11 protein-coding genes are annotated in these 12,019 nt (G+C 64.2%); 3 read left to right on the top strand and 8 right to left on the bottom strand.

Annotated elements, in window-relative coordinates:
* Window positions 1-20 precede the first annotated feature (20 nt).
* The 8 genes from AC13C7_RS01655 to AC13C7_RS01690 all read right to left on the bottom strand — a co-directional run bounded on the left by AC13C7_RS01655 (window position 21) and on the right by AC13C7_RS01690 (window position 7,894).
* The gene (locus tag AC13C7_RS01655) at window positions 21-968 is read right to left on the bottom strand and encodes a ribose-phosphate diphosphokinase (RefSeq protein WP_482866409.1); all 948 of its coding nucleotides are present in this window, start codon (window positions 966-968) and stop codon (window positions 21-23) included.
* Window positions 965-2,473, bottom strand: coding sequence for a thymidine phosphorylase family protein (locus AC13C7_RS01660; RefSeq protein ID WP_482866410.1), 1,509 nt, complete (start codon window positions 2,471-2,473; stop codon window positions 965-967). The genes AC13C7_RS01655 and AC13C7_RS01660 overlap by 4 nt, the downstream gene beginning before the upstream one ends.
* On the bottom strand, window positions 2,470-3,852 hold the full coding sequence (locus AC13C7_RS01665; protein WP_482866411.1) for an MBL fold metallo-hydrolase RNA specificity domain-containing protein: 1,383 nt from the start codon (window positions 3,850-3,852) through the stop codon (window positions 2,470-2,472). The genes AC13C7_RS01660 and AC13C7_RS01665 overlap by 4 nt, the downstream gene beginning before the upstream one ends.
* Window positions 3,853-4,259: 407 nt before the next feature.
* Entirely contained in the window at window positions 4,260-5,183 is a 924-nt protein-coding gene (gene lgt / locus AC13C7_RS01670; protein ID WP_172321110.1) for a prolipoprotein diacylglyceryl transferase, read from the bottom strand.
* Window positions 5,184-5,306: 123 nt separating this feature from the next.
* Complete coding sequence (locus AC13C7_RS01675; protein WP_482866412.1) at window positions 5,307-5,993, bottom strand: TVP38/TMEM64 family protein; 687 nt, start codon at window positions 5,991-5,993, stop codon at window positions 5,307-5,309.
* 28 nt (window positions 5,994-6,021) lie between these two features.
* A complete protein-coding gene (locus AC13C7_RS01680) occupies window positions 6,022-6,408 on the bottom strand; it encodes a DUF302 domain-containing protein (RefSeq protein WP_172321112.1) in 387 nt (128 codons plus the stop codon).
* 170 nt (window positions 6,409-6,578) lie between these two features.
* Window positions 6,579-7,187, bottom strand: coding sequence for an EF-hand domain-containing protein (locus AC13C7_RS01685; RefSeq protein ID WP_482866413.1), 609 nt, complete (start codon window positions 7,185-7,187; stop codon window positions 6,579-6,581).
* 500 nt (window positions 7,188-7,687) lie between these two features.
* The gene (locus AC13C7_RS01690; RefSeq protein ID WP_446117795.1) at window positions 7,688-7,894 is read right to left on the bottom strand and encodes a heavy-metal-associated domain-containing protein; all 207 of its coding nucleotides are present in this window, start codon (window positions 7,892-7,894) and stop codon (window positions 7,688-7,690) included.
* Window positions 7,895-8,032: 138 nt separating this feature from the next.
* Between AC13C7_RS01690 and AC13C7_RS01695 the strand changes: the two genes are divergently transcribed.
* From AC13C7_RS01695 to AC13C7_RS01705, 3 genes are all read left to right on the top strand, one after another.
* Window positions 8,033-10,552, top strand: coding sequence for a heavy metal translocating P-type ATPase (locus AC13C7_RS01695; protein ID WP_482866414.1), 2,520 nt, complete (start codon window positions 8,033-8,035; stop codon window positions 10,550-10,552).
* A 13-nt stretch (window positions 10,553-10,565) separates the two neighbouring features.
* Window positions 10,566-10,985, top strand: coding sequence for a Cu(I)-responsive transcriptional regulator (cueR, locus tag AC13C7_RS01700; RefSeq protein ID WP_446121529.1), 420 nt, complete (start codon window positions 10,566-10,568; stop codon window positions 10,983-10,985).
* Between the two features lie 291 nt (window positions 10,986-11,276).
* Window positions 11,277-12,002, top strand: a complete 726-nt coding sequence (locus AC13C7_RS01705) for a response regulator (RefSeq protein ID WP_446169275.1) — start codon at window positions 11,277-11,279, stop codon at window positions 12,000-12,002.
* Window positions 12,003-12,019: the final 17 nt, after the last annotated feature.

Consider the following 12,019-nt stretch of genomic DNA (forward strand, 5'->3'; position numbering starts at 1 on the left):
GGAGTGATGAGCGTGATCGGTCATTGGGAATTCCTATCGGAGCAAGTCGGTGTCAACCTATTCCTTCCACTAGATGGAAGGTCAAGACCCGACACAAGAGATCGAACCGCCGTGGCAAGCATAGCGGCGGTTCCGATCGCATTTGAGGGGTGCGGTATGGTATCGGTGGTGACGATCCGGGCGGCTCCGGCTGACATGATGACGTCATGGGCCCCTTCCGCAAAGACCGCGTGGATGGCCAGGCAGACCGGCGAACCGGTTCCGGCTGCCAGCAATCGCTCGACGGCGCGCGCCATCGTCCTGCCGGAAGACGCGATGTCATCCAGTATCACCGGAGTGCCCTCAAGCAGGGCGGCGCTCTCGGGCACGCTGATATCCACCTGGTGATCGCCGGTCCTGACCTTTCGCAGGACTTCGTAGGGCCGTGCGGCAAGCCGGGCCACTTCGGCGACCCATTGCTGACTTTCGCTGTCCGGACCCAGCAAGACGGCATCGGGCAGATTGGTCCGGATCCACGCGGCCAGACGCGGGGCGGACGCGACCCGCCCGGCCGGGATCGTGAAGACATCCTCCAACCGCGCAATGCGGTGCAGATGGGGATCGACCGTCACCAGCCAGTCAAAACTCTCGGCGAGAAATCCGGCGAACAGCTTCGCGCTGATGGCCTGTCCATCGCGAAAGCGCCGGTCTTGCCGCATGTAGCCCAGATAGGGCGCGATCAGCCCGACATTCCGGGCCCCCAGCTCCCGGGCCGTCTGTGCGGCGAACCGCAGCGGCAGGGCCAGGCGGTCAGGATCACGAAGCGTCGCCAGTATCGCGACATCGGCATCTCTCATGTCGTCCGGCAGGGTCATCAGGCTTTCACCGTCGGGGAAGCGATGCCAGTCGAGCAAAGAGAGGTCCGCACCCAATGCCGGCGCGAGCGATCGCGCGAGCGGGTTCATCTCCGGGAACGGGACAAGGATCATGCGGTATCCTCCGACAAGCTGAGCGCGCCGGCATGTGATTCGGCATATGCGCGCGCATAGGCCAGCTCTCCGGTCGTCTCGGCGTGGATTTCATAGAGCGGTTGTCCTGTCTCCACGGGTTCCCCGACCCGCACCAGAAGACGCACACCCGCCCGTTGCTGGCGCGGTGCGCCGGCAAGCTTTGCGATGCGGGCAATCAAGCGGTTGTCGATGGCGGTGATGTATCCTGCCGCCGGGGCCAGCATCTCGGCGCGCTGCGGCGCTTCGCCAGGGTCGCGGAACCCGCCCTGTGCGGCGCAGATCGCCATGAATTTCGCGTCTGCCGCGCCACTGTCGAGCAATTTCTCTGCCCGCGCCCTGCCCGTCTTGCCAGAAGCACCCGGCGCCATGTCGAGCAACCGACCGGCAAGGTCCAGGGCACGGTCGCGCAAATCGGTCGGCGCAGCCGGAGCACGCCGGAGCACCGCCAGCACATCCGCCGCCTCGAGCGCAGGGCCGATGCCGCGCCCGACCGGGGCCGTGCCATCGCTTTCGTGAAGCGCGACGCGCAGCCCGATGGCCTGACCGACCGCGCTCAGGCGGGATCCCAGGGCCGCCGCGGCCTGCGCCGAGCGCACCTTGGCCGTTGGCCCGACCGGCAGGTCGATCAACACGTCGGTTGCGCCGACAGCCGCCTTCTTTGACAGGACGCTGGCGACCAATTGTCCGACGCTGTCGAAATCCAGCGGCCTCTCGATGCGGATGAAGTGATCGTCAGCGGGGCTGAGGTTCAGCCCGCCGCCCCAGACCACGCAGCCGCCTTCGGCTTCGACCACCTTGCGCAGCGCCGCGGCGTCCAGCGCCACCGGCGCCATGGCTTCCATCGTGTCCGCAGTCCCGGCGGGGGACGTGATTGCCCGGCTCGACGTCTTGGGGATCAGATGCCCTGCAGCGGCAATGATGGCGACGACGATCGGGGTTGTCCGGTTGCCCGGCAGCCCGCCGACACAATGCTTGTCCAGGACGGTCTGGCCACCCCAGTCAAGCGTTTCGCCCGCAGCCTGCATTTCGCGGGTCAGGGCCACCGTCTCCCGCTCGTCAAGGCGGTTTCCGGCGCTGGCGGTGATGAATGCGGCGAGGTCGAGATCCGAGAGGCGGCTGTCGAGCGTGTCGCCAATGATCGCGGCAAAATCCTCTTGCCGCAAACGCCCTCCATAGACCTTGGCCCGGATTGCTGACGACGAAACCGGCGGCTCGGGATGCGAGAACCCTGCCCGGTCGCCGGCTTGCGCCTTCAGCGCCTGCCAGGCTGAAACCGACAGCGCGGCCTGATCCACGGCCAGCCACGCACCGCGCGCGACCACGTTCAGCGTGGCGATGATCCAGCGGTCGCGCAGGTCGATGCGAATTCGGGTCTCGGCGGCGAACCCTTCCGCGCGGCAGATGTGGCAGTCTTCGTGCATGTAGACGACCGGTTGGCGGTATGTGTCTATTCCCGAGGGGACGAGTGCGAGCGTCTCGGTCATCGCGGATGGTCCAGATACACGGTTTCCAGATGGTCGGGCGCGCGGGCCGGTCGGCCCAACTCATGGTTGATGCGAAAGCGCAGGGTATCGGATGCCGAAGGCTCGCCATGTGTCACATAGGTCATGCGCGGCGCAGGACCGGCCGACATCCAGCGCAGGATCTCCTCGGCATCGGCATGACCCGAGAACGACCGAAGCTGCACGACCTCGGCCTCGATGGGGTAGTCGCGGCCAAACATCCGCAGGTGACGCGCACCATCGGCCAGAGCGGCACCGCGCGTGCCCCCCGCCTGGAAGCCCGACAGCAGAATCGCATTGCGGCGGTCGCCGCCGAAACTGGCCAGATGATGCAGGATGCGCCCGCCGGTCAGCATGCCGCTTGCCGAGATGATGATCATCGGCCCCTGGCGGGTGTTCAGGTTCTTGGACTGCGCGACGGTGTTCACCCGCTTGGCCAGTTCAAACATCGCCACGCATTCCTCGCGGCTGATACGATGCTCGTCATGGTGCCGGTGGTAGATGTCGGTGGCGTCGACCGACATGGGGCTGTTGAGAAAGACCGGAACATACGGGATCTCGCCGCGCTCGATCAGCCGCGAAATATGCAGCATCAACCCCTGGGCGCGACCGACGGCGAAAGACGGGATCAAGACTGTCCCCCCCCGTGCGAAGACCCGTTTCAAGACCGGCGCCAGTTCCGCCTCGGCGTCGATGTCGGGATGGGCGCGGTTGCCATAGGTGGATTCGCAGACAAGAACATCGGCACCGGCAAAGGGTTCGGGCGGAGGCATCAACGGGTCCGGGTCGTGCCCCAGATCGCCGCTGAAATGGATGACCGTTCCGCCGAATTCTATCCGGATCTGCGCCGCGCCCAGAAGATGCCCTGCCGGAATGAAGGTCGCGGTGATACCGTCGCCCAGATCGACCTTTTGCCCGAAATCCACGGTATCGAACCGATCAAGCGCCGCCTCGGCGTCCTTCAGCGTGTAGAGCGGTTTCGGACTCCTGTGCTTGGAAAACCCCCGGCGCGCGGCATAGCGCGCTTCCTCTTCCTGGATGTGGCCGCTGTCCGGCAGGATCAGGCCGCACAGCTCGGCCGTGGCACGGGTGCAGATGACGCGGCCACCATAGCCGGCCCGGATCAATGCGGGAAGATAGCCGGAATGGTCCAGATGCGCATGGGTCAGCAACACCGTGTCGATGCTGGAGGGCCGCGCCGGAAAGGGTTTCCGGTTTCGCGCCCGCAGTTGCTTGAAGCCCTGGAACAGGCCGCAATCGACCAGAATACGCCGCCTGCCGATCGCCAGCAGGTAGCGCGATCCGGTAACAGTTCCGGCAGCGCCGAGAAACCGCAGCGAGGGACGGTTGAAACGTGTCATGCGACCCTCCCACGCTTGGCGATGGCGTTGAACAGACCCCCGAAGACCAGGAAGGTCGGGGCCGGGAACAGGATCGCCGCGAGGACGGCAAGATGGAGGGTTGTGGTCATGTCACGTCTCCTTGTTGCGATCTATGGTGCTGCGAGGCCACCTGATCCCCGTGTCCCGACGCGTGGCCGACCATGGCTGTCGGACCTCAAGCCCGGTCTGCCTGTCTTTCTCATGCGCCATGGCCCAAAGCATCAGAGTCTAAGCAGTAGACGCCGAGCTTTCGGGATCGTTACACAAACAGGGCTTCCGGCTTACATCAGGTCGATCCGCCGGGACGGCATCGGTCGATGGTGGGCGGTCAGTTCCTTTGATACCGTCGCATTTTCCAAGTCTCTCCCATCAGTGACGACGACCCGTCACCCGGCAAGGCTGGAGTCCCGCTCGGTTGCCGTTCTCGATTGCCTGACCGCATACAATATCAGCGCCAGCCCGACCAGGATCATGGGTGCGGACAGCACCTGCCCCATCGTCAGACCCCAATCGCCGAAATGGATCGCGTGACCGACCGGGTTTCCGGGCGCAACGAATTGCGCATCCGGCTGGCGGAAAAGCTCCACGAAGCTTCTGGCAGCGCCGTATCCGACCAGGAATGTCCCGGTCAGCGCCCCTGGCATCTTCAGCCAACCGCGCCGCCAGGCGAGGTAGATCAGAACGGTGCCGAGGAGCAGGCCCTCGAGCAGCGCCTCGTAAATCTGCGAGGGATGACGGGCGCAAACGGAAACGACGCCGAGGCAATCCTGCGCGGCGTCCCCCGGAAAGATCACGGCCCAGGGAACGTCGGTGGGCCGGCCCCAGAGCTCATTGTTGATGAAGTTCGCGAGCCGCCCGAGGAACAGCCCCGGCGGGGTCGCCAGCGCAAGCAGGTCGGCCACGCTGAGCACCGACGCCTTGTGGCGCAGACTGAAGACCAGCCCCGCGGTGGCAACGCCAAGGAAACCGCCATGGAAGGACATGCCGCCCCGCCAGATCTTCAGTATCTCCAGCGGATTGGCCAGGTAGTATTCCGGCTGGTAGAACAGCACGAAACCGAGCCGCCCCCCGAGGATGACGCCCAGAATGATCCAGGTCAGAAGATCCTCGATCTGGCGGCGGTCCAGCGGCGCACCGGCCCCGGACCACAGTGCCGGCCGGCTGACCGCCATCACGCAGAGGCGCCAGCCGATCAACAGGCCGGCGATATAGGCAAGCGCGTACCAGCGCAGCGCAAAGGTGAAACTGCCGATCTCGATCGAGAACAGCTCGTGGCTTATGTCCGGAAATGGTATGGCGGCGGTCAGCATGGCCGGGTTTCCTCAAACAACGGATTGGCTTGGAAGCCGTCAGCGATCGCCGGACGGCGCGTTCTACGTGTCGATCTGACGGCGCTCGTCAGATCGGATGGAGGCCGCACCGGGGCGCGGCGATCAGTCATGGCGCACCCTATGCCTTCGCAAGTCCCGCACGGCCACGACAACAAGCGGCGTCAGCGTCAGCACACCCAACCCTATGGCGGCCCAGGTGGCGCGGGCCGAACTGCCGCTGACCGCCTCGTTGCCGAAATGGGCGAGAACGAAGCTCGCCGGGATGATTCCGGCCAGTGTCGCGACCGCGAACCGCCAGAAGTGCAGCCTGCTCAGCCCTGCGGCGTAACTGACGATGTCGAAGGAAATGAACGGCAGCAAGCGGCTGACGAAGACCGTGAATGTCAACGCGTTCTGCGACCCCAGCAAGCCCGCATCGACCTTTTCGCCAAGCCAGCGGACAAGCGCATCGCGGCCGAGAAATCGCGCCAGTGCGAATGCGGCAAGCGCGCCCAGTTCGGCACCGGCGACGATGTAGACGGTCCCCAGCACATGTCCGTAGGCCGCCCCCGCCGCCAATGCGATCGGTGCGCTCGGGATTGGCGTGGCGACGATCGCGACCGTCATCAGGGCGATGACCAGCATCGGACCCCAAAGCCCCGCGGCCTCGACCCATCCGGCAATCCGGTCGCCGTCGATACGCTCGATCACACCCGCAAGCGGCCCGATGAACAGGAGCGCGAGACCCACGACCAGAAAGGCCGCGATGGCCGCCTTGGCGATCCCGGGGGGGATAGACCAATGTGCCATTCGCGGCCTCACGCCGGATGCAGTGCGATCAAGCGGCATCGACCGCTTTGCGAAGCATGTCGCGAACTTCGCCCGCGACCTCGTGGAGCTGCTGGTTGTCGATGGCCTGCATGGATGCGACCGGGTCGATGGCGCTGACCTCGGTGCCGCCATCCACCTCCCGCAGGATCACGTTGCAGGGCAGCATCGCGCCCACCCGCGGCTCGATCCCGATGGCCTTGTGCGCCATGCCGGGATTGCAGGCCCCGAGGATGAGGTAGGGGGCCATATCGACGTCGATCTTCTTTTTCATCGTCGCCTTGACGTCGATCTCGGTCAGGACGCCAAAGCCCTTGTCCTCAAGGGCCGCGCGAACGCGCATTTCGGCGTCGTCGATGCCGGTGTCGTTCAGAATGCGATCGTAGGTATATGCCATTCTCGGTTTCCTTTCATTTACCTGGACAGATATTTGACGAATGCGAAGATCCCCAACACCAGGAAGACGATGAGGAGCAGCATCCAGATCCCGCCCATACCAAAACCCATCATGAAAACCTCCATAAGGCCAGAAGGATGCGGCGCCGGCATTGCGCCGGCGCCGATCGCTTAGTTGTCGTTCATCATGTTGCCGTCGCTCATGTCCGCGTCCATGTCGGGCTGCGCGGGCATCATGCGATCGCGCATCATTTGCGCGCGGTCCATCATGTCGGCCGGTGCGGTCATTTCTTCCGACGTGACCGATCCATCACCATCGGCGTCCAGATACTGGAACCGGTCCACCATCATCTCGCGGATCATGGCGCTGTGAAGGGCCTCGAACTCGGCGATCGAGAGCGCGCCGTCGCCGTCGCTGTCGTATTCGGCGAGTTTTGCCTCCAACTGGCCGCGCATTTCCTCGGGCGTCACGGTGCCGTCGCCATCTGCGTCGAACATCTGCATCATGGTGCCGCCCATCGGGCCCATTCCGCCCATCATGCCGCCACCCATCATGCCGCCGTGCATCTGCCGCATCATGTCCATCATGCCGTCCATGCCGCCCATCATGTCCATCATGCCGCCCATACCGCCCATGCCGGGACCGCCGTCCTGCATGGTGCCCGCGGGCGACGTGGCATTCGGTTGGCCGCCATGGCCATGATTGGCCTTCGCGACGGCCGCACTGCCAGCGATGGCCGTTGTCACTGCGATTGCTGCCAGAAGAGTAGTGCGTTTCATTTGGAAAACCTCGTATCCGGTGTTGCGATGAGACCTATATGGCACGTGATTTTTGCGATGGAATACCAGTCACTTCCATGCCGTGTATCGGCGGGTCGCAAATCGAGAGGCCGTTACATTGCGCGACAAAACTCTGTCCGGAATGTCCGGGATACCACCCAAGCCGGGATGCCCCGCAATCGGCCCGGTCATCCGAAACGATCCCGACTGCCCTTGCAGCATTGATAGCGGTCGCCAGCCGCCGCCCGATCGCGCGGCGACCGGCACCATCGCAGGATCTTTCAAGTTCGATACTGGGTCCGAACCGCGGGCTCAGCCTATCCCGGCCTCCGCTGTCCGGCGTTTCCGGTCAGCCGGATCGAACAGTACCGCGAGTTCGCCCTCGTGTCGAAAAACCCGCATGAGGGGGACGCCTTGCGTGCGGCCGATCAGATGCGGGTCAAGACCGGCCTGCCCCGCACCTCACACCTGACATGGGAGATGTCAGCCCCCTGTGGCTCTCATGTCCCGGCAAGAGACGACGGTTCGTAGCCCGCCTCGCGGATGGCTTCGGACACGGCGCGTTCGCTCAGGAAGGTCTCGACGGCAACGGTCTTGGTCTCAAGGTCACACGCGACCGTCGCTGTCGGGTCGATTGACTTGACCGCCTTCTCGATAGCCGCGGTGCAATGCCCGCAGCTCATGTCGGGTACAGTGAATCTGTTCATGGTGATCTCCTTTATCCTGGCGACGAAGATGGGTGGTTCCCACATGGGAAGGTCAAGGAGAAAAAAGTTATTTGAACTCCATTGACCTTCCAGTTAATGGAAGCCTTAAATGCTGTCGGGATAAACAAGGAGACGTCGATGCAAACTTCACAAGGCCTGCGGCTTTCAGTCCAGAACATGTCCTGCGCTTCATGCGTTGGCAGGGTCCAACGCGCTCTCTCCGCCCTGCCCGGCGTTACCGAGGTGAATGTGAACCTCGCGACCGAAACGGCGCAGGCGCAGGTCGATTCCAGATCCCGGATCGGCGACGTGGTCGAGGCGTTGAGCCAGGCGGGCTATCCTGCCCGAACGCAATCGGTGCGGCTGAACATTTCCTCCATGTCCTGTGCCTCCTGCGTGGGCCGCGTGCAGAAAGCCCTTTCAGCGGTGCCCGGAGTCCTCGACGTCAATGTCAATCTCGCGTCGGAAACGGCGACCGTCGATTTTGCCGAGGGATCGCTTGATCTGGCCGATCTGCTGAAGGCCGCCGAAGAGGCCGGCTACCCGGCGGAGGCAACTGGCGACACGTCCTCCGAGGACCGCAGCACCCGCAAGCAAGACGAAGCCCGCGCATTCGCCCGCAAGACGATCTTTGCGGCAGCCCTTGCGCTGCCCGTCTTCGTGCTGGAAATGGGCGCGCATCTGGTGCCGGGCGTGTATGAGCTGATCGGTCGCACGATCGGCCACCAGACAAGCTGGATGATCCAGTTCGTCCTGACGACCATCGTCATGTTCTGGCCCGGCCGGCACTTCTACACCAAGGGCTTTGCCACGTTGCTGAAGGGCGCGCCCGACATGAACAGCCTCGTGGCTGTCGGCACCGGCGCGGCCTATCTCTATTCGCTGACCGCGTTGTTCGCGCCCACGCTTCTGCCCGAAGCGTCCCGCATGGTCTACTTCGAGGCGGCCGCCGTCATTGTCGTGCTGGTCCTTCTGGGGCGCTGGATGGAGGCACGCGCCAAGGGCCGCACCGGCGCCGCGATCCAGAAGCTGCTCGGTCTCCAGCCAAGCAGCGCGCGGATCCTGGTGGACGGCGAGCCGACGGATGTTGCCATCGAGCAGATCGGCGTTGGCGATATTCTGGTTGTCCGCCCCGGCGAACGCGTCGCGGTGGATGGGGAAGTGACCCAAGGCAGCGCCCGTGTCGATGAGAGCATGATCACCGGTGAGCCGGTTCCGGTCGAGAAGGCAGAGGGCGAACACGTGACCGGCGGGACCGTCAACGGGGCCAGCAGCTTTCAGTTTCGCGCCCTGCGCGTCGGGACGGATACAACGCTCGCCCAGATCATCCGAATGGTGGAAGAGGCACAAGGTGCCAAGCTGCCGATCCAGGGAATTGTGGATCGCATCACGCTCTGGTTCGTTCCGGCGGTCATGGTGTTGGCCGTGGTGACAGTGCTGACCTGGCTCTTGCTGGGGCCATCGCCGGCGCTGTCCTATGCGCTTGTGGCGGGCGTGTCGGTCCTGATCATTGCCTGTCCCTGCGCCATGGGTCTGGCGACGCCGACCTCGATCATGGTGGGCACCGGACGCGCGGCGGAGATGGGTGTTCTGTTTCGCAAGGGTGACGCGCTTCAGGAGCTCACATCCGTCGATGTCGTGGCCCTGGACAAGACCGGCACGCTGACCGAAGGGCGCCCGGAACTGACGGACCTTGTGCTGGCCGATGGGTTTGACCGCCCCGAGATGCTCGCGCTGGTCGCGGCGGTCGAGGCACAATCCGAACACCCTATTGCCGATGCCGTCGTGCGGGCGGCCAAGGCCGAGGGGGCGGCCCGCCATGACGTCGAGGATTTCGAGTCGATCACCGGTCTCGGTGTGCGGGCCAAGGTTGCCGGGCACGATGTGTTGGTCGGCGCGGATCGTCTGATGACCCGTGAAGGTCTGGACATCGCGTCCCTGGCGGATGCGGAACGCCGTATCGCGGAACAGGGACGGACAGCGCTCTTTGCGGCGGTGGATGGAAAGGTCGCGGCAGTTATCGGCGTGGCGGATCCGGTGAAACCCGCCAGCACCGTCGCCATTCGCGCCCTGCACGATCTCGGGCTGAAGGTGGCCATGATCACCGGCGACAAGGCGGAAACGGCAAATGCCATCGCGCGCGAAATCGGCATCGATCATGTGTTCGCCGGTGTCCTGCCCGACGGCAAGGTGGCGGCGCTGGAGACGTTGAAGGGCAACCACCAGCGGATCGCGTTCGTCGGCGATGGCATCAACGACGCGCCGGCGCTGGCCCATGCCGATGTCGGCATCGCCATCGGCACGGGAACCGACGTGGCCATCGAATCGGCCGATGTCGTGCTGATGTCGGGCGATCTGCGGGGTGTGGTGAACGCGTTCCAGGTGTCCGCGCGCTCGATGCGGAACATCCGGCAGAACCTGTTCTGGGCGTTCGGATACAATGTCGCCCTGATCCCGGTGGCCGCAGGCGTGCTGTATCCGTCCTTCGGCCTGCTGCTGTCGCCCGTGCTTGCGGCGGGCGCAATGGCGTTCAGCTCGGTCTTCGTTCTGACGAATGCGCTGCGGCTTCGCTGGGTGCGCCCCGCCATGAGCGAGGCCGAGACGCCGGTCGTCACCGAAAGCGCTTCGCCGGTCCCCACCCCCGTTGCCGCGGAATGAGGAGGACTACGACATGAACATCGGAGACGTCGCCGAAAAGTCCGGCCTGCCGCCCAAGACGATCCGCTACTACGAGGAGATCGGCCTGGTGCGGCCATTGCGGAGCGCAAACGGATATCGCAACTTTCTGGAAAGGGACGTGCACAAGCTTGCGTTTCTGGGCCGTGCCCGCGCGCTTGGTTTTACCATAGAGGACTGCCGCAATCTGATGGCGCTCTATGAGGATGACCAGCGCGCCAGCTCCGAGGTCAAGGAGATCGCCGAACAGCATCTCGAACGTATCGACAACAAGATCGCGGAACTTGCGCAGATGCGTGCGACCCTCTCGCACCTGGTTCACGCCTGTGCCGGAGATCACCGCCCGGATTGCCCGATCCTGGCCGATCTTGCCGCGACATGTCCTGATGAGGAGCTGATTGACACGACAGCATAGCCGCAACACGCGGATCGCGACCGGCAAGGCGCACGCTCGGGGAAAGAGGGGCCTGCCCCAAGGTCGTGAACGGAAAAGGAACAGATGCGGCCGGACGACCTGCTATCCGCTCCGCTCTTGACTGCCCGGGCTTGCGGATCCGAGGGTGATGGATGATCGCGATGTCACCGGTTCCGCGTGCGGGAATCCTTGGGCTGGAAATGTATCGCGCCGTCATGTTTTCCGCCCTTGTTACAAACCGTGACAATTCCGAGGCGGAAACACCCCGTCCTTTTGCATAGGACTTACGCGATGAAGTCAGAAAGCCCCCATATCCTTGTCGTGGACGATCACCGCGAAATCCGGGATGCCGTGACACGTTTCCTGCAAAAAAGCGGCTTGCGGGCGACCTCGGCAACGGATGCCGCGGATATGGACCAGAAACTTGCCGTCGGCAGCTTCGACTTGATCGTGCTGGATGTCATGATGCCGGGCGAGGACGGGCTGTCGGTCTGTCGCAGGCTGTCCGCCTCGGGATCGTGCCCGATCATCATGTTGACGGCGCTTGGCGATGACATGGACCGGATCATCGGGCTTGAGATCGGCGCGGATGATTACCTGCCCAAACCGTTCAACCCGCGTGAGCTTCTGGCCCGGATAAAGGCCGTCCTCAGGCGCAGCGAACGCCTGGAATCCCTCGCCGGGCGCCTGGCTGGAAAAACCGTCCAGTTCGCCCATTGGAGCCTTGACGTGGATCGGCGCGCGCTGCTGTCGGATACGGGGATCAAGGACAGCCTTTCCAATTCCGAGTTTCGCCTGCTGATCACTTTCCTGGAACGGCCCCGGCTGATCCTCAGCCGCGAACAGCTTCTGGACCTCACCGCCGGACGATCCGCCGGCCCGTTCGACCGGACAATCGACAATCAGGTGAGCCGCCTGCGCCGCAAGATCGAGGCCGACCCGATGCGCCCGCGGATCATAACGACCGTGCGTAACGGCGGCTACAGCCTGGCAACCGACGTGGAGGTTGCCTCGTGATCCGCGGCTTCTTCTCG

Source organism: Alterinioella sp. B-7 (assembly GCF_056857775.1).